The sequence below is a fragment of the Streptomyces sp. CB02980 genome, assembly GCF_014451325.2.
Classification (GTDB): domain Bacteria; phylum Actinomycetota; class Actinomycetes; order Streptomycetales; family Streptomycetaceae; genus Streptomyces.
In genome coordinates this window covers 118,838-136,768 of the sequence record NZ_JACSCH020000008.1, presented here as the reverse complement: position 1 = coordinate 136,768, position 17,931 = coordinate 118,838, and the positions used below count along the sequence as shown (strand labels likewise).

Sequence of the window (17,931 nt, the reverse complement as noted above, 5' to 3'; positions counted from 1 at the left end):
GGAGCGGAAATCCTGGCACCGGCCCGGCCCCGCCTGATGGGATCCGGCCATGATCGATCCGAAGATACGTGCCGCCACCCCCGACGACGCCGAGGCCGTGCTGGCCTTCTGGAGGGAGTCCGCCGAGGGGACCTCCATCTCGGACGACGTGCACGGGGTGACCCGGCTCGTCGCACGCGACCCCGAGGCACTCCTCCTCGCGGTCGCCGACGAGCGGATCGTGGGATCCGTCATCGCCGGCTGGGACGGCTGGCGCGCCTCCCTCTACCGCCTCGCGGTCCTGCCCTCGTACCGCCGCCGGGGCATCTCCACCGCGCTGCTGCGCGCGGCCGAGGAACGGTTCCTCGCGCTCGGCGGACGGCGTGCGGACGCCATGGTCCTGGAGGCGAACGAGACGGGACAGCGGCTGTGGGCGGCGGCCGGGTACGGTCGCGAGGACCACTGGCGCCGCTGGGTGAAGCCGCTCGCGGACTGAGCGGCGACGACCGGGCCGCGGGCCGGTCACCCCGCCGTTTTGCCCATCCTTTACCATGGTCTCTCATTCAGACGACCCGACGACCGAAAGGTGTGAGCGTCCGCCCATGGGCGAGCCTCCCAGTAGTACTGATTTCCGTACTGCTCCCGAAAGCACCGGCCACGACAGCCGACATCGAGCATTCCCCCTCCCCCTGACTGATCATGGGACGGAGGTGAACCGATGACCGAAGTGCTTCTGCTCCTCCTGGCGCTCCTCCTCTCCGTCGCGTGCGGCGCGTTCGTCGCGGCCGAGTTCTCGCTGACGACGGTCGAGCGCCGCGAGCTCGAGGACGCCGCCGAGCGTGGCGAGCGCGGTGCGGCGGGAGCGCTCAAGGCCGTAAGGTCGCTCACCTTCCAGCTCTCCGGCGCCCAGCTGGGCATCACCGTCACCAACCTGGTCGTCGGCATGCTGTCCGAGCCGTCGATCTCCAAGCTGATCCGGGGCCCTCTCGAGGACCTCGGCCTCTCCGCCTCGGTCGCCTCGTCGGTGGCGCTGGTCCTGGGCACCGCCCTGTCGACCGTCGTCCTGATGGTGGTCGGCGAGCTGGTCCCCAAGAACTGGGCGATCTCCTCGCCCCTCGCGGTCGCGAAGGTGGTCGCCACCCCGCAGCGGATGTTCACCGCCGCCTTCAAGCCGCTGATCAGCCACCTCAACAACACCGCGAACCGGATCCTGCGCCGTCTCGGCATGGAGCCGACCGAGGAACTGGCGTCGGCGCGCTCCCCGCAGGAGCTGGTGGCGCTCGCCCGCCACTCCGCGAAGGAGGGCGCCCTGGAGGCGGACACGGCCGAGCTGTTCGTCCGTACCCTCAACCTGGCGGAGCTCACCGCGGAGAACGTGATGACGCCCCGCGTGCAGGTCACCGCGCTCGACGTGCAGGCCACCGCCGAGGACGTCGCCAACGCGACCCGGGCGACCGGCCTCTCCCGCTTCCCCGTCTACCGGGGCAGCCTCGACGCGGTCGTCGGCATCGCGCACATCAAGGACGTCCTGGCCATACCGGCCGAGGAGCGGCGCCACCGCCGGATCGGCGAGCTGCTGCGCGAGCCGCTGCTCGTCCCCGAGACGCTGACCGTGGACCGGCTCCTCGACCGGCTGTCCGGCAAGCAGACGATGGCCGTGGTCATCGACGAGTACGGCGGTACCGCCGGGGTCGCCACCCTGGAGGACATCGTCGAAGAGGTCGTCGGTGAGGTGCGCGACGAGCACGACCCGCACGAGACGCCGGACCTGGCGCGGGCGGGCGAGGACGCGGACGGGCGTGAGCTCTGGTCCGCCGACGGCGCCGCCCGTACCGACCAGGTGGAGGTGATCGGCCTCCGGGTGCCGGACGGTCCGTACGAGACGCTCGCGGGCTTCGTCGCCCATGAGCTGGGCCGTATCCCGGCCGTCGGGGACAGCGTGGAGCTGGACGGCTGGCGGCTCGACGTCGTGGACGCCTCGGGTCGGCGCGCCGCGCGCGTGCTGCTGCACGCGCCCGCGTCGCAGGAGCAGCACCAGGACGAGACCGGGGAGGCCGGCCGATGATCGTGATCCAGTTGTTGATCGGTCTGCTGACCCTGGTCGTCAACGCCTTCTTCGTCGGCGCCGAGTTCGCCCTGATCTCGGTGCGCCGCAGCCAGATCGAGCCGCTGGCCGAGGACGGGAACCGGCGGGCGCGCAGCGTCATCTGGGGCCTGGAGCACGTCTCCGCGCTGCTCGCCGCGGCACAGCTCGGCATCACGCTCTGCACCCTGGTGCTCGGCATCGTCGCCGAGCCGGCCATCGCGCACCTGCTCGAACCGGTCTTCGACGCGGTGGGCGTGCCGCACGGCCTGGTCCATCCGATCTCGTTCGTGATCGCGCTGAGCGTGGCCACGTATCTGCACATGCTGCTGGGCGAGATGGTGCCGAAGAACATCGCGCTGGCGGAGCCGACGCGTACGGCACTGCTGCTCGGCCCGCCGCTGGTGACGCTCGCGCGGGCGCTGCGACCGGTGATCTTCGCGATCAACGCCTTCGCCAACGCGCTGCTCAAGCTGCTGCGAGTGGAGGTCAAGGACGAGGTCGCGGCGACGTTCTCGGACGACGAGCTGGCCCGGATGGTCACCGACGCCGGTGACGCGGGGCTGCTCGACGACCGGGCCGCCGAGCGGCTGCACGACGCCCTGGAGCTGGGCCGCCGTCCCGTGCGGGATGTCGTGATGCCGGCGGAGAAGGTCGTGTACGCGCAGGTCGGCACGACTCCGGAGGAGCTGGAGGCGCTGTCGGCCCGGACGGGCTACTCGCGCTTCCCGGTGGTCGACGAGGAGCGCAGGATCCTGGGCTATCTGCACGTCAAGGACGCCCTGGACGTCTCGCCGCGGGACGAGCCGTTCCCGGTGTCCGCGCTGCGGCCGATCGCCCGGGTGCGCGCGGCCACGCCGCTGGACGACGTGCTGACGGCGATGCGCCGCAGCCGGACGCATCTGGCGGCGGTGCTCGACGAGGACGACAAGCCGGCCGGCCTCGTGGCGATGGAGGACGTCCTGCGGGAACTGGTGGGCCGCCCGGCGGCGCCGTAGCACCGGATACGCAGGTGAGGAGGGCCTTGGGAACGCGCGTTCCCGGGGCCCTCCCTCGTTCACAGCGCGGTGCCGGCGCCCCCCAGCGCGTCGAGCACCGCCCGGTCCCCTGAGCGGGCGCACCGCGGGTCGTCCGCCGGTCCCTCCCGGGCTCCGGCGGAGAGCCCCGCATACCGCGCGGTATGATCTCTCCGCCATGGAGATCAATGCCACGTACAACAGTTTCGTCGCCCTCGGCGACAGCTTCACCGAGGGCATGTCGGACCGGAAGCCCGACGGTACCTACCGGGGCTGGGCCGACGTCCTCGCCGACCGGCTCGCCGCCCGCGCCCCCGGCTTCCGGTACGCCAACCTCGCCGTACGCGGCAAGCTCATCGGCCAGATCGTCGAGGAGCAGGTCGAGACGGCCGCCGCGATGAAGGCCGACGTCGTGACGCTCGTCGGCGGGCTCAACGACACCCTGCGGCCCAAGGTCGACATGGGGCGGGTGCGCGGACTGCTCACCGAGGCCGTCGAGACGCTCACCCCGTCCTGCGGGCAGCTGGTCCTGATGCGCAGCCCCGGCCGGAACGGGCCGGTCCTGGAGCGCTTCCGCCCCCGGATGGAGGAGCTGTTCGCGCACGTCGACGACCTCGCCGCCCGGCACGGGGCCCTGGTCGTCGACCTGTACAGCGCCCCCTCGCTCGCCGACCCCCGGCTGTGGGACGTGGACCGGCTCCATCTCACCGCCGACGGACACCGGCGGGTCGCCGAGGCCGTGTGGCAGACGCTCGGCCTGGCGCCCGAGGAGGACTGGCGGACGCCGCCGTCGCCGACCCCTCTGCCCGGCTGGGCGAGCCGCCGGGCGGCGGACGCCCGCTTCGCCAGGGAGCACCTGGGACCGTGGATCGGACGGCGCCTCACCGGCCGCTCGTCGGGCGACGGCCGCGCACCCAAGCGCCCGGAGATGCTGCCGTACGAGCCGTAGCACGGCGGGGCGCCGTTGCGGAGCGGCGGCCGTGAGCTGCGTCTCGTAGCAAACTCCAGGTCGGACCGTGGCGCTGGCCTGCAGAAATCGCCAGTAAACTCTGTCCACGTGACTGCTGTGACTGCGAAGCCCCGCATCCCCAACGTTCTGGCCGGCCGCTACGCCTCCGCGGAGCTCGCCGTCCTCTGGTCCCCCGAGCAGAAGGTGAAGCTGGAGCGTCAGCTCTGGCTCGCCGTGCTGCGTGCGCAGAAGGACCTCGGGATCGAGGTTCCGGACGCCGCCCTCGCCGACTACGAGCGCGTGCTCGACCAGGTCGACCTCGGTTCCATCGCCGAGCGCGAGAAGGTCACCCGGCACGACGTGAAGGCCCGGATCGAGGAGTTCAACGCCCTCGCCGGCCACGAGCACGTCCACAAGGGCATGACCTCGCGCGACCTCACCGAGAACGTCGAGCAGCTGCAGATCCGGCTCTCCCTGGAGCTGATGCGGGACCGCACGGTCGCCGTCCTCGGCCGTCTCGGCAAGCTCTCCGCCGAGTACGCGGAGCTGGTCATGGCCGGCCGCTCGCACAACGTCGCCGCCCAGGCGACCACCCTCGGCAAGCGGTTCGCGACGGCGGCGGACGAGCTGCTCGTGGCGTACGCCCGCCTGGAGGAGCTGCTCGGCCGCTACCCGCTGCGCGGCATCAAGGGCCCGGTCGGCACCGCCCAGGACATGCTGGACCTGCTCGGCGGCGACGCCGGCAAGCTGGCCGACCTGGAGCAGCGGATCGCCGGTCACCTCGGCTTCGCCCACGCCTTCACCTCGGTCGGCCAGGTCTACCCGCGCTCGCTCGACTACGACGTGGTCACCTCGCTGGTGCAGCTGGCCGCCGCCCCGTCGTCGATCGCCAAGACGATCCGCCTGATGGCGGGCCACGAGCTGGTCACCGAGGGCTTCAAGCCCGGCCAGGTCGGCTCCTCGGCGATGCCGCACAAGATGAACACCCGCTCCTGCGAGCGCGTCAACGGCCTCATGGTCATCCTGCGCGGATACGCCTCGATGACCGGCGAGCTGGCGGGCGACCAGTGGAACGAGGGCGACGTCTCCTGCTCGGTGGTCCGCCGGGTCGCGCTGCCCGACGCGTTCTTCGCGCTCGACGGTCTCCTGGAGACCTTCCTCACCGTGCTCGACGAGTTCGGCGCCTTCCCGGCCGTCGTCGCCCGTGAGCTCGACCGCTACCTGCCCTTCCTGGCGACCACCAAGGTCCTCATGGGCGCGGTGCGCGCCGGCGTCGGCCGCGAGGTCGCCCACGAGGCCATCAAGGAGAACGCCGTCGCCTCCGCCCTCGCCATGCGCGAGCAGGGCACCGTGCAGAACGAGCTCCTCGACAAGCTGGCCGCGGACGAGCGCATCCCGCTGGACCGGGCGCAGCTCGACGAGCTGATGGCGGACAAGCTGTCCTTCACCGGCGCCGCCGCCGACCAGGTCGCTTCCGTGGTCTCCCGTATCGAGGAGATCCTCAAGCAGCACCCGGAGGCCGCCGCCTACGCCCCCGGGGCGATCCTCTGACCCGGAGCCCCCGGTTCACCAAGGAGCAGCCGGAGGCCGCCCGTGACCGCGTCGTTCCCGACGTGGTGGCGGGCGGCCTCTCGGTGTTGTGCTGCGGGATCACCCGGATCTGGGCGCTGCCCAACCCGAGCGGGGTGACCACCGGCGCTCCGGCCGGACGTCACGTCGGCGGGTCGACCGTGGTGAGCACGGCGAGCAGCTGAAACGGCAGTTCCCTGTCCCACTGGGAGACGCCGAGTCCGATCCACAGTCCGTCGGCCCGCCACAGGCGCAGGTCCGGGGTGTGGCAGCTGAGGGTGGACCAGGGCTCGGGTATCGACTCGCCCTCCATGCTCCGCTCCAGCACGGGCCCGAGGTCGAGCTCCCGGGGCTCGCCCCAGCGGGCGGTGAGCAGGACGCCGAGCCCGTCCCGTTCCGCTTCGTACTGGTCCTCGACGATCGGGCGGCGCGTGCCGTCGTCCTCCCAGAAGTCCTCGCTGGTCGCGAGCTCCGCCAGGTGGTGGTCCGGGCCGCCGTCGAATCCCCGGGCCCTGAGTAAGTCGATCGCCGCCAGACGGTCTGCCGTGGTCATGGCTCCAGTAAAGCTCCCACCACTGACAGTTGGCGCCGCGTCAGACTCCGTGACGGCCGGCGGGCCGGGCCCGCCGACGGCGTGGAGCCGGCCGGGAGACGGCGTCTGACCCGTACCGGACCGCGGGCGAATCCAAAGCGTCATGGGGGCGGCACTCGCCGCGACCGGGCCCATTGAGTACCATCCGCCGAAGAGGTGCACGAGCTGGGAGGACACACTGTGGGGCGGCTGACCGGCGGGGATCCGTCTCTGCTGCGGCGGATCAACTCCGCGGTGGTACTCCATGCGCTGCGCGGCGCCGAAGCGCCGACGCTCACGGATCTGACCCGGATCACGGGCCTTTCCCGGCCCACGGTCGAAGGGGTCGTCGAGGGACTCATGGAGGGCGGCCTCGTCGTCGAGGCGGCGCCCGAGGAGGGCGAGGCCCGGCGCCAGGGGCGTCCCGCGCGGAGGTTCCGCTTCCGCGCCGAGGCCGGTCATCTGCTCGGCATCGAGATCGGCCCGCACCGGGTGGCCGCGCTGCTCTCCGGTCTGGACGGGCGGATCATCGGCGCCGGTTCGCGCGAGGTGTCGGAGACGGCTCCCGAGGACGAGCGCCTGGACCGGGTGCGTACGGTCGTGGCCGACGTGCTGCGCAGGGCCGGGGTCGCCCGGTCCAATCTGCGGGCCGTCGGCGTCGGCACCCCCGGCATCGTGGAGGCCGACGGCACCGTCCGCCTCGGTACGGCCCTGCCGGGCTGGACGGGTCTCGCGCTCGGCGAGCGGCTGCGGCGCTCCTTCAAGTGCCCGGTCATCGTGGAGAACGACGCGAACGCGGCGGCCGTCGCCGAGCACTGGAAGGGTGCCGCGACCGACTCCGACGACATCGTCTTCGTCCTCGCCGGGCTGAGTCCGGGCGCCGGTTCGCTGATCGGCGGCCGGCTGCACCGCGGTTTCGGCGGGGCGGCCGGGGAGATCGGCGCCCTGCACCTGCTCGGCCGGGGCGTCACCCCCGAGCATCTGCTGTCGACGACGGACGAGCCGCTGCACCCGCTGGACGAGCAGGCGGTCGCCGAGGTCTTCGCGCTGGCCCGCAAGGGCGACGCGCGCGCGGAGGCGGCGGTGGAGCGGTTCATCCAGCGGCTCGTGCACGACGTGGCGGCGCTGGTCCTGGCGATCGACCCCGAGCTGGTCGTCGTCGGCGGCTGGGCGGCCGGCCTGGACGGCGTGCTCCAGCCGCTCCGGGAGGAGCTGGCCCGGTTCTGTCTGCGGCCGCCCCGGGTGGTGCTGTCGCTGCTCGGCGAGGCCGCGGTGGGGACGGGTGCGCTGCGACTCGCCCTCGACCACGTCGAGGAGCAGCTCTTCGCGGTCGACGGCACGGTGACGGCCCGCCGCTAGGAGGGATCCTCGCGACGGGCCGTCGGCCGGTGTCCGGTGTTCGTGGGAGGGGCGCTACGAGGCCATGACCAGGTCGACCGAGTCGCCGAAGGTGAGGCGGCAGGTGTCGGCGCGGTAGGTGGCCACGGAGACGGCGGCGGTACGCCCTCCGGAGAGGTAGCGGGTCGTCACGACGAGCACGGGCGCGCCGGGCAGCCGGTCGAGCTCCTTGGCGTCGTCGGCGCGGGCGGAGCCGAGCTCCACGGAGCGGTCCTGGCCGTCGAGGGCGAGGTGCTGGAGTTCGCGGAGCACCGCGCGGGCGCGGGCGGGTCCGGCGGGCGCGTCGATGGCGCTGAGGCCCGGGACGGAGCCGGCGGGCACGTAGAGCAGCTCGGCGGCGACGGGCTGGCCCTGGCTGACGCGGATGCGGCGGACGATGTGCACCCGCTCCTCGGCGCCGCTGTCCAGGACGCGCGCGACGGCGGCCGGGGCCACGTCGGCGGCGGAGTCGAGGGACTGCCAGGCCTCGTCACCGACACCCGGCCAGGTGTGCTGGGTGGTGGAGACGTCGACGCCGACGCGCGGCGGGGCGACGGTGGTGCCGACGCCGCGACGGCGCTGCAGTCTGCCTTCGAGTTCCAGCTGCTCCAGGGCCTGGCGGAGCGTGGCACGGGCGACGCCGAAGCGTGCCGCGAGATCGCGCTCGTTGGGGAGGATCTCCCCGACCGCGAAGTCCGAGTCGAGTGCTTCGCCGATGACTGTCTTGAGGTGCTGGTACTTCGGTTCCGGTACCGATGCCAGCTGCGTGGTCCCCACCCTGATCCTCCGCAATTCGCCGTGTCCCGCGGCGTTTTTCCGCGCCCTTGTTTATTAAAGGTTCCTGCACTAACTCTGCGACCATAAGGCGAGCCCACCCCTTGGTCAAGACCAATCCTCTGTCGAACGCCCCCGAATGTGACCCTCTGACCTAGATCGTTCACAGGACGTTCGCGCCCCCGTGTGCCCTGCGCAGCAAAACACCCCGCCTCCCTGGTGGGAGACGGGGTGAAGTTCCGGCCGATCGGCGCGATCGGGCCGTTTCGTCGCGCGGGGCGCGTCCCGGGTGTGTCAGAGGCCGACGAGCGCCTGGAGCTTGTCGGGGTTGCGGATGATGTAGACGCACTGGACGCGCCCGTCGAGCACCTCGATCTGGAAGAAGGCGTCCGGCTTGCCGTCGACGAGGGCGAGCAGGGCGGGGGCGCCGTTGAGTTCGAGGAAGCGGAACTCGAAGATCTCGTTCGCGCCCTGGGCGGTGGCGTGCAGGAAGCGGCCGACCTTGTCGGCGCTCTCGATGATCCGCAGCGGGGCCTTGGACTTGCCGCCGCTGTCGCCGACGAGCCGTACGTCGGGGGCGAGCAGGGCGAGGAGATCGCCGAGGTCGCCGCCCGCCGCCGCGGTGAGGAAGCGCTCGGTCAGGTCCCGGCGCTCGGTCGGGTCGACGTCGTAGCGCGGCTTGCCCTCGTCGACATGACGCCGGGCGCGCCCCCCGAGCTGGCGCACGGCCGCCTCGGTGCGGTCCAGGGCGGTGGCGATCTCGGCGTACGGGAAGCCGAAGGCCTCGCGCAGCACGAAGACGGCCCGCTCCAGCGGGGAGAGGGATTCGAGGACGACGAGGACGGCGAGCGAGACGGAGTCGGCGAGCAGGGCGCGCTCGGCGGTGTCGGGCGCGGTCGGTCCGAAGTCGGTGACGACGGGCTCGGGCAGCCAGGGGCCGACGTAGGACTCGCGGCGCGCCTGGGCCTGCCGGAGCCGGTCGATGGCGAGCCGCGTCGTGATCCGTACGAGGAAGGCCCGGGGCTCGCGGACGTCGGCCCGGTCCTCCGCGGTCCAGCGCAGCCAGGCCTCCTGGACGACGTCTTCGGCGTCGGCGGCGCGGCCGAGCATCCGGTAGGCGACGCCGAGGAGCATCGGGCGGTGCTCCTCGAAGTGCTCGGTCAGGGTGTCGGTCGGAATATCGGTGGGCACCCGTCCATCCCAGCCCACCGCGGTCGCGCTGTCCAGTTTCGGGCGGGGGCTTGAACTCCAGGCTACTGATCGGTAATTCTCACTGACGGGACGTCTAAAAGCTTCAGGACAGGGAGTCCGCATGCCCGAACGGATCGCGTTCACGATCGAGACCCCGGCGGGCCCCCGCACGGCGTCCCTCACGTACGAACGCCGGGGCGCGGGGGAACCGCTGCTGCTCCTGCACGGGATCGGCCACCACTGGCAGGCCTGGGAACCCGTGCTGGACATCCTGGCCGCGGAGCGGGACGTGATCGCCGTGGACCTGCCCGGTTTCGGCGACTCCGACGAGCTGCCCGAGGGCTGCCCGTACGACCTGTCCACCGTCGGGAGCGTGCTCGGCGCCTTCTGCGCGGCCGTCGGCGTCGAACGCCCCCATGTGGCCGGGAACTCGCTCGGCGGGCTGCTCGCCCTGGAGCTGGGCCGGGAGAAGCTGGTGCGCTCGGTCACCGCCCTCTCCCCCGCCGGCTTCTGGTCGGAGGGCGAGCGGCGGTACGCCTTCGTGACGCTGCGGGCGATGCGGGGCGCCGCGAGGTCGCTGCCCGTGCCGGTGATCGACCGCCTCTCCCGGACCGCCGTCGGGCGCACCGTGCTCACCAGCACGATCTACGCCCGCCCGGGGCGCCGTTCACCCGCGGCCGCCTACGCCGAAACGCTCGCGCTGCGCGGGGCCACCGGGTTCCGCCAGACCCTGGCCGCCGGCGGGAGCGTGCGCTTCCGCGACGACGTCGCCGACGTCCCCGTCACGGTGGCCTGGGGTGCTCGCGACCGGCTGCTCCTCCCCCGGCAGGGCGTCCGCGCCAAGCACACCATCCCCGGTGCCCGGCTCGTCCGGCTGCCCGGCTGCGGTCATGTGCCCATGAACGACGACCCGGCTCTCGTCGCGCGCGTGATCCTGGACGGCAGCGGCGTCTGAGGCCGCCCCCGGGGCCGGCCGGGCGCTTCGAGTCCTTCGCGTGAAGAGGCCGGTGCCCACGGCGGCACCGGCCCCCACCAGCAGGCTGCCGACCGCCTGCGGGAGACCGAAGGCGGCGCCCGCGACCAGGGCGGCGCTCAGCGCGGCGGCGACCGGGATCGCGCCGGTGAAGAGGGTGGCCCGCTCCATGCCGACCCGCTGGACACCCATGTAGAACAGGACGAACCCGACCACGGTGGCGAGCGCCGCCTGCCAGACCAGGGCGCCGGCCTCCACCGCCGTCGGCATCCGGACGAGACCGGCCCCGTCCACGATCAGGCCCACGAGCGCCGCCTCGGCCGCGCCGACCCCGCACACGACTGCCGTGAGCAGCTTCGGCCCGAGCAGCCGAAGGACGGGGACGGCCAGCACCGTGAAGCCGACCTCGCCCGCGAGCGCGGCCACCGACCAGCCGATTCCGGCCAGGTCCGTACGCCCCCAGCCCTGCACGGTGAAGGCACCGGCGGCGACGAGCAGTGCCCCGTACAGCACGGCGGGGGCGGGCCTGCGGCCCTCGGTCAGCGGGACGAGGACGGCGACGACGACCGGGGCGCAGCCGACGAGGACGCCGGGCACGGCCGGCTCGGCGGTCCGCTCGGCGGCGAGGACCGCCAGGTTGAAGCCGACCATGCCGACCCCCGCGAGGGTGGCGAGCCGCAACCAGTGACGGGCGGTCAGGATCCGCAGCGGGGCGAGCCCGGCGCGGCCGAGCAGGGGGAGCAGAAGCAGACAGGCGGCGCCGTAGCGCAGGGCCTGGCCGCCCGCGTACGGGTAGTCGCCGAGGAGGCTGTTCGCGGTGAAGGAGGCGCCGACGAGGGCGTAGGCGAGGGTCACGAGGAGGACCCCGCGGAGGGCGTTCGCGTTCATGCCTCCGACGCTAGGAAGGCGCGCGGCCCTGGTGAAGGTCCACTTCTGTCACGCCGTCGGGGACCACTTCGGACCGGGTGCCGCCGTCCGGGCCGCTGCTGGAGGTGCTCGTTTCGCTTGCCCCTTTTTCCTGGCCCGTGACCCTTGCCCGGCCCAAAGGACAGGAGGGCGGCGTGCGAGGTCGAGGGTGTCGTCGCCGACGGCGTGCGCGGTACGGGCGTGGCACAGGCCGGCCACGAACGCAGCGACGCCAACCTCAGGCGGTGGCAGACCCACCCCACGGTCCGGGCCGGCACCTCGCGGCACGACGATGTCTGATTGCCGCCAGCAAGGTCCTGCTGCGGTGCTCATGATGGCGCCATGAGGATGTCATCCACTACGGAATCAGCAACAGTTCTCACCGGCATGTATGCAGCTGAGGCGGAGTACCTGGCGGCGGGAGGCCCTGGTGAGGCTTCGTTCGACCTCCTCGCCCCCTTCTTTGCGCCGGATGTCGAGCTGCACCAAGCAGACGCTCTGCCCTACGGAGGCGTCTGGCGTGGGCACGACGGCATGAAGCAGTTCTTCCTCATGATGGGAGAGGCATGGGAGTCGTTCGACATGGTGGAGCAGGAGTTCCTTGCCACCGGTGAGACTGCGGTCGTGCTCACACAGGTCCGTGCTCGCGCTCGCGCGACCGGCCGTGAACTCAGCTTCCCCATTCTGCAAGCGATCACTGTCAAGGACGGGCGGATCACCGAGGTCCGTCCGTTCTACTGGGACACGCGTGCCATCGCCGACGCCTGCACCGTGCCGACACCGACGGACTGAGGTCCGGGTCCGCTTCACCGACGTTCACCACCGGCTGAGATTCACGATCACCGGGCCCCGCCGACCTGACGGTCGGCGGGGCCCGCTCCGGTCATGTCACCCGGACCGCCCTGGTTCGTAGCCGGCGGCACCGCGGGCGCGGGCGCGGAAGGTGCGGCGGTAGGCGTCCGGGGGGACGCCGACGGTGCGGTTGAAGTGCCGGCGCAGGGTCGTGGCGGTGCCCATGCCGGTGGCGGTCGCGATGCCCTCGACGCTTTCGTCGGTGGACTCCAGCAACTCCTGGGCGTGGCGGATCCGCTGGGTCAGCAGCCACTGCAGCGGGGTCGTACCGGTCACCGACCGGAAGTGGCGGCCCAGGTTGCGCGAGCTCATCCGCGCCCGGCGGGCCAGGTCGTCCACGGTCAGCGGCTGGTCGAGCCGCTCCATCACCCAGGGGAGCAGATCGCCGAGCGGGTGGTCGTCGCGCGCGGGCACGGGCGTGGTGACGAACTGGGCCTGGCCGCCCGCCCGGTGCGGGGGTACGACCAGGCTGCGGGCGACCGTGTTGGCGACGGCCGAGCCGTGGTCGAGGCGCACCAGGTGCAGGCAGAGGTCCATCGCGGCGGCCTTGCCCGCGGAGGTGAGGACGCGGCCGTCGTCCACGTAGAGCACGTCCGGGTCGACCTCCACCCGGGGGTGGCGGGCGGCGAGTTCCTCGGTGTGGGCCCAGTGGGTGGTCGCGCGCCTGCCGTCGAGCAGGCCCGCGGCGGCCAGTACGAACGCGCCCGTGCAGAGGGAGGCCACGCGCGCGCCCGCCTCGTGGGCCGCGCGCACCGCGTCGACCAGTTCGGCGGGCGGGGCATCGTCGGTCTCGGCGAGGGCGGGAACGATCACCGTTCCGGCGCGCGCCAGCCGGTCGAAGCCGCCGTCGGGCTCCAGGCTGAACCGGCCGATCCGGACGGTGGCCGGTCCGCAGAGGGAGACCTCGTACCAGGGGCCGGTCACTGCGGACGGGGGCGGGCCGAACACCTCGTACGCCACGGACAGTTCGAACTGGCGCATCCCCTCGGTGACGGCCAGCGCGACGGTGCTCAGGTCCACGCTCAGGGCCTTGTCCGGGTCCGCGCTCGGTTCCGTGCTCGGGGTCTTGGTCGGCTGCGTGCTCGGGTCCGCCCTCAGGTCCGTGTCCACGTCCGTAATTGTACGCATGATGTCGTTCCGGACACTCGTGTACGACGGCCGCCGGGGCCAGGATTGCCATACAAGAACGGTTCGGGTCGTACGAGAGCAGGGAGAAGTCATGGAAACGGGGCTCACGGTCGCGGTGTTCGGCGCCTATGGACACACCGGGCGGTTCGTGGTGGCGGAGCTGATCGCCCGCGGGTTCGTCCCGGTGGCCGTCGGCCGAGACGCCGACAAGCTGCGGGCTCTCGCGGAGTCCCGTCCGGGGCTCGACGTGCGGCCCGCGTCGGTCGACGACCCGGCGTCGCTCGACCGCGCCCTGGAAGGCGCGGCGGCCGTGATCAACACCGCGGGGCCCTTCGCCGTGACCGGCGCCCCCGTGATCGAGGCGGCCCTGCGGGCCGGGATCCCGTACGTGGACGTGGCGGCCGAGATCGAGGCCAACGTCGACACGTTCGAGCGGTTCGGGGACCGGGCCCGCGCGGCGGGAACGGTGATCGTCCCCGCGATGGCCTTCTACGGCGGCCTCGGTGACCTGCTCGCCACCGCCGCCATGGGCGACTGGGCGTCGGCCGACGAGGCCCACATCGCGTACGGGCTGAGCAGCTGGCACCCCACCGCCGGCACCCTCGCCGCCGGCAAGGTCTCCCGGGAGCGGCGGAACGGCCGTCACGTCCGCTTCACCCAGGGGCGACTGGAGTACCACGACGACGAGTTCACGGTCCAGGAGTGGCCCTTCCCGGCCCCGATGGGTCCCCGGCCCGTCATCGGCGAGTTCACGATGGCCGACGTGGTCACCGTCCCGAGCCACCTGAAGGTGCCCGAGGTGCGCACCTACATGGCGGTGGACGCGGCCCAGGACCTGTCGGCGCCCGACGCGTCGGCACCGGCCGCGGTCGACGAGCACGGCCGGTCCGACCAGACCTTCCTCGTGGACGTCGTCGTCCGCTCGGGCGACGCGGAACGCCGGGCCGTGGCCGTCGGCCAGGACATCTACGCCGTCAGCGCACCGCTCGCCGTGGAGGCCGTCGGGCGGATCCTCACCGGCCGGACCAGGACGACCGGTGTCGCCTCGGCCGGCGAGGTCTTCGACGCTCCGGACTTCCTCCGCGCGCTCGCCCCGCACATCTCCTTCGACCTGCACCGGTAACGCCCGGCCGCCGCATCGGATCGATCCCGATCCGCTCGGGGCACGGCATCAGCGGCATCATGGGCCTCGGCCGGGACCGCCGGCGCGCGGGACGGGGAGAGGGGCCGCACGGACATGAGGAGCCACGGACAGGCGGCCTGGGAGCTGCTCCTGCCGGCCGCCGCCGCCCCGGCGCGGCGGCGCGGCCGGGCGCTCCAGGAGGCGCTGCGTGAGGCGGTGCGCTCGGGCCGGCTCGCGGCCGGGACCCGACTGCCGTCGACCCGCGCGCTCGCGGCCGACCTGGGCGTCTCACGGGGCCTGGTCACGGAGGCGTACGAACAGCTCACCGCCGAGGGCTATCTGCGCAGCGACCGGGGCGCGGGCACGTGGGTGGGCGACGCGGCCAGGGGCCGGCTCGACGGCACGCGCGCGCGTGGTGCGGGTACGCCCGCCGCCGTCCGGGTGGACTTCCGCCCCGGGACACCCGATCTGTCGCTGTTCCCGAGAGCCGCCTGGTCGGCGGCCCAGCGTGCCGTCCTGGCACGACTCCCCCATCCCGCCCTCGGGTATCCGGACCCGCGCGGGCTGCCCGAACTGCGGGAGGCGCTGGCCGGGATGCTGACCCGGCGCCGTGGCGTGGTGGCCGATCCGGAGCGGCTCGTGGTGTGTTCGGGGGTGGCGCAGGCGTCGACCCTGCTCGGCTTCGTGCTGCGGGCTCGGGGGCTCGACGCGGTCGGCATCGAGGATCCGGGCAGCCCGGAGCACGGGCGGCTTTTCGCCTCGACCGGTCTGGACACGGTGTGGCTGCCGCTCGACGAGGAGGGGCTGCGGCCGGAGCCGCTCGCCGCCTCCGGGGTACGGGCGGTGGTGGTGACGCCCTCGCACCAGTTCCCGTCGGGGATCAGCTGGTCGGCGGAGCGCCGTGCCGCGCTGCTCGACTGGGCGCGGGCGGTGGACGGTTACGTCCTGGAGGACGACTACGACGGCGACTTCCGGTACGACCGGGCTCCCGTCGGCGCGCTCCAGGGACTCGACCCGGAGCGGGTCGTCTACGCCGGCTCGGTCAGCAAGTCGCTCGCGCCCGGACTGCGGCTCGGCTGGATGCTCGTCCCGGAGGCGCTGCTCGCCGAGGTCGTCGAGCGCAAGCGGACGATGGACCTCGGCAACCCCGTACTCGACCAGGCGGTGCTCGCCGAGTTCGTGACGCGGGGCGCGTACGACCGGCAGTTGCGCCGCTGCCAACGCGCCTACCGGGAGCGGCGGGACGCCCTCCTGGCGGCGCTCGCGGAACACCTGCCGGGCACCGGCGTGAGCGGCATCGCCGCCGGACTGCACGTCATCGCGCGCGTACCGGGGTGTTACGGGCCACCGGAACGGTTCCTGGCACGGTCGGCGGAGGCGGGTGTGGCGCTGCGGCCCCTGGAGGAGTACGGCACCGCCCGGCCCGGGGACGGGGACGTACGGCTCGTGATCGGGTACGCACACCTGGCGCCGTCCATCGTGACGGCCGGGATACGCATGGCGGCGGAGGCGGTCGGCCGGGGATGAGGCGATCCGTTCACACGGCCGGAGACGGCCGGCCGAGGGTGAGGGCGAGGCGTTCACACGCCCCGAGGCGGCCGACCGAGGGTGACGCGATCGTTCACACGGCCGGGAGACGGTCGGCCTAGGGCGAGGCGATCCGTTCGCCGGGAGGCGGCCGGCCGGGGGCGAGGCATCCGTTCACACGCCTGGTGCCGGAGGCCCACCGCGGCCCTCACGTGAGTGTTCACGCGGGGTTCGTGTGGGCGCCGCCCCCGGCCGTTAGGCATGGGGCGACGCACCGCCCCCGCCCGGACGCCCTTCGGAGGCTCTTCCATGTCCCAGTCCGTACCCGGCAGTTCCCCCTCCCCCGCCCGGCGCAGCGTGCTGCGCGGTTCGCTCGCCGCGTCGGCGGCGCTCACCCTCGGCGGTGCCGGTCTCGCCGCCCCGGCGTTCGCACTGTCGGGCCGGCCCCGCGCCGAGTGGGGTGTGCAGACGGGCGACGTCACGACGTCCTCGGGTCTTGTGTGGGTGCGCTCGGACCGGCCGGCCCGCATGCTCGTGGAGACCTCGGCGAGCGAGTCGTTCCGGCGGGTGCGCCACCACCACGGGCCGCTGATCGGCGCCGGCACGGACTTCACCGGCACCACCGCGCTGCGCGGGCTGCCCGCCGGCGAGCAGATCCACTACCGGGTCACGCTCGCCGACCCGGACGATCCGCGCCGGACGGGCGAGCGGATCGTCGGCACCTTCCGTACCGCCCCCGACCGGCGTCGGGAGGGGGTCCGCTTCCTCTGGTCGGGGGACATCGCCGGGCAGGGCTGGGGCATCAACCCGGACATCGGCGGCTTCCGCGCCTACGAGGAGATGCGCCGCCTCGACCCGGACTTCTTCCTGTGCAGCGGTGACTCGATCTACGCCGACGGGCCGCTCCAGCCGAGCGTGACGCTGCCCGACGGGCGGATCTGGCGGAACGTCACGACGCCCGAGAAGTCGAAGGTCGCGGAGACCCTCGACGAGTACCGGGGCAACTTCCGCTACAACCTCCTCGACCACAACGTCCGGGCGTTCAACGCGCAGGTGCCCACGGTGATGCAGTGGGACGACCACGAGGTGCGCAACAACTGGTACCCGGGCCAGATCCTGGACGACGCGCGCTACACGGAGAAGGACGTGGACGTCCTCGCCTCGCGCGCCCTGCGCGCCTTCGGCGAGTACACGCCGGTGTCCACCCTCCACGCGCGCGGGGGCGGTCGCGAGCGCCGGATGCACCGAGTGGTGCGGTACGGCCCGCTGCTCGACGTGTTCGTGCTCGACATGCGCTCGTTCCGGAACGCCAACTCCCGCGGGCGGCAGGCCGACGACACCACCGGCATCCTCGGCGCCGAGCAGCTCGCCTGGCTCAAGCGGGAGCTGGCCGCCTCCACCGCGGTGTGGAAGGTGCTCGCGGCGGACATGCCGCTCGGCCTGGTCGTCCCGGACGGCACGAACATCGAGGCGATAGCGCAGGGCGACCCGGGCGCGCCGCTCGGCCGCGAGCTGCAGATCGCGGAGCTGCTGCGGTTCATCAAGCACCGGCGGATCACCGGCACGCTGTGGCTGACGGCGGACGTGCACTACACCTCGGCGCAGCACTACGCCCCGGAGCGGGCGGCCTTCCAGGACTTCGCGCCGTTCTGGGAGTTCGTGTCAGGGCCGCTGGCCGCGGGCGGCTTCCCGGCGAACGCGCTGGACGCGACGTTCGGCCCGGAGCGGGTGTTCGTCCGGGCGCCCGAGCGGGCCAACCTGTCGCCGATGGAGAGCCCGCAGTACTTCGGGGAGGTCGACATCGACGGCCACAGCGGGGAACTGACGGTCCGTCTGCGGGCCGAGGGCGGGACGGTCCTGTTCAGCAAGGTGCTGCGGCCGGGTCGCGTCGGGCAGTGACGCCTGGTCGGAAG

At 73.0% G+C, this 17,931-nt stretch carries 15 protein-coding genes and 1 pseudogene; 11 read left to right on the top strand and 5 right to left on the bottom strand.

Annotated elements, in window-relative coordinates; genetic code table 11:
• Positions 1-49: 49 nt before the first annotated feature.
• The 5 genes from E0F75_RS18685 to purB all read left to right on the top strand — a co-directional run bounded on the left by E0F75_RS18685 (position 50) and on the right by purB (position 5,578).
• Positions 50-475 carry a GNAT family N-acetyltransferase gene (locus E0F75_RS18685; protein WP_187623653.1) on the top strand — a complete coding sequence of 142 codons (426 nt, stop codon included), beginning with the start codon at positions 50-52 and terminating at the stop codon, positions 473-475.
• A gap of 222 nt (positions 476-697) precedes the next feature.
• Positions 698-2,044, top strand: coding sequence for a hemolysin family protein (locus E0F75_RS18680; RefSeq protein WP_187623652.1), 1,347 nt, complete (start codon positions 698-700; stop codon positions 2,042-2,044).
• The gene (locus E0F75_RS18675) at positions 2,041-3,060 is read left to right on the top strand and encodes a hemolysin family protein (RefSeq protein WP_187623651.1); all 1,020 of its coding nucleotides are present in this window, start codon (positions 2,041-2,043) and stop codon (positions 3,058-3,060) included. Before E0F75_RS18680 ends, E0F75_RS18675 begins: the two co-directional genes overlap by 4 nt.
• Positions 3,061-3,256: 196 nt before the next feature.
• Positions 3,257-4,027 carry an SGNH/GDSL hydrolase family protein gene (locus E0F75_RS18670; RefSeq protein WP_187623650.1) on the top strand — a complete coding sequence of 257 codons (771 nt, stop codon included), beginning with the start codon at positions 3,257-3,259 and terminating at the stop codon, positions 4,025-4,027.
• A gap of 108 nt (positions 4,028-4,135) precedes the next feature.
• Complete coding sequence (gene purB, locus E0F75_RS18665; RefSeq protein WP_187623649.1) at positions 4,136-5,578, top strand: adenylosuccinate lyase; 1,443 nt, start codon at positions 4,136-4,138, stop codon at positions 5,576-5,578.
• A 160-nt stretch (positions 5,579-5,738) separates the two neighbouring features.
• Here the strand turns inward: purB and E0F75_RS18660 are convergent, their stop codons facing one another.
• On the bottom strand, positions 5,739-6,149 hold the full coding sequence (locus E0F75_RS18660; protein WP_187623648.1) for a hypothetical protein: 411 nt from the start codon (positions 6,147-6,149) through the stop codon (positions 5,739-5,741).
• Positions 6,150-6,368: 219 nt separating this feature from the next.
• Between E0F75_RS18660 and E0F75_RS18655 the strand changes: the two genes are divergently transcribed.
• A complete protein-coding gene (locus E0F75_RS18655) occupies positions 6,369-7,526 on the top strand; it encodes an ROK family transcriptional regulator (RefSeq protein ID WP_030316649.1) in 1,158 nt (385 codons plus the stop codon).
• Between the two features lie 54 nt (positions 7,527-7,580).
• On the opposite strand, the gene E0F75_RS18650 is transcribed toward E0F75_RS18655, so the two are convergent.
• Both E0F75_RS18650 and E0F75_RS18645 read right to left on the bottom strand, forming a co-directional pair.
• Complete coding sequence (locus E0F75_RS18650; protein WP_187623647.1) at positions 7,581-8,321, bottom strand: GntR family transcriptional regulator; 741 nt, start codon at positions 8,319-8,321, stop codon at positions 7,581-7,583.
• 291 nt (positions 8,322-8,612) lie between these two features.
• Complete coding sequence (locus E0F75_RS18645; protein ID WP_187623848.1) at positions 8,613-9,497, bottom strand: RNA polymerase sigma-70 factor; 885 nt, start codon at positions 9,495-9,497, stop codon at positions 8,613-8,615.
• Positions 9,498-9,630: 133 nt separating this feature from the next.
• On the opposite strand from E0F75_RS18645, the gene E0F75_RS18640 reads away from it, so the two are divergent.
• Positions 9,631-10,464, top strand: coding sequence for an alpha/beta fold hydrolase (locus E0F75_RS18640; protein WP_187623646.1), 834 nt, complete (start codon positions 9,631-9,633; stop codon positions 10,462-10,464).
• Between the two features lie 69 nt (positions 10,465-10,533).
• Here the strand turns inward: E0F75_RS18640 and E0F75_RS18635 are convergent.
• Positions 10,534-11,370, bottom strand: a pseudogene (locus E0F75_RS18635) (EamA family transporter); the annotation flags it as partial.
• A gap of 360 nt (positions 11,371-11,730) precedes the next feature.
• Between E0F75_RS18635 and E0F75_RS18630 the strand changes: the two are divergent.
• On the top strand, positions 11,731-12,180 hold the full coding sequence (locus E0F75_RS18630; protein ID WP_187623645.1) for a nuclear transport factor 2 family protein: 450 nt from the start codon (positions 11,731-11,733) through the stop codon (positions 12,178-12,180).
• A 96-nt stretch (positions 12,181-12,276) separates the two neighbouring features.
• On the opposite strand, the gene E0F75_RS18625 is transcribed toward E0F75_RS18630, so the two are convergent.
• Positions 12,277-13,254 (bottom strand): helix-turn-helix domain-containing protein, encoded by a 978-nt coding sequence (locus E0F75_RS18625; RefSeq protein ID WP_187623847.1) that lies wholly within the window; start codon positions 13,252-13,254, stop codon positions 12,277-12,279.
• Between the two features lie 205 nt (positions 13,255-13,459).
• Here E0F75_RS18625 and E0F75_RS18620 point away from each other — a divergent pair, with 205 nt between their 5' ends.
• From E0F75_RS18620 to E0F75_RS18610, 3 genes are all read left to right on the top strand, one after another.
• The gene (locus E0F75_RS18620; RefSeq protein WP_187623644.1) at positions 13,460-14,491 is read left to right on the top strand and encodes a trans-acting enoyl reductase family protein; all 1,032 of its coding nucleotides are present in this window, start codon (positions 13,460-13,462) and stop codon (positions 14,489-14,491) included.
• Between the two features lie 114 nt (positions 14,492-14,605).
• On the top strand, positions 14,606-16,018 hold the full coding sequence (locus tag E0F75_RS18615; RefSeq protein ID WP_187623643.1) for a PLP-dependent aminotransferase family protein: 1,413 nt from the start codon (positions 14,606-14,608) through the stop codon (positions 16,016-16,018).
• 309 nt (positions 16,019-16,327) lie between these two features.
• Positions 16,328-17,917, top strand: a complete 1,590-nt coding sequence (locus tag E0F75_RS18610; RefSeq protein ID WP_187623642.1) for an alkaline phosphatase — start codon at positions 16,328-16,330, stop codon at positions 17,915-17,917.
• Positions 17,918-17,931 lie beyond the last annotated feature (14 nt).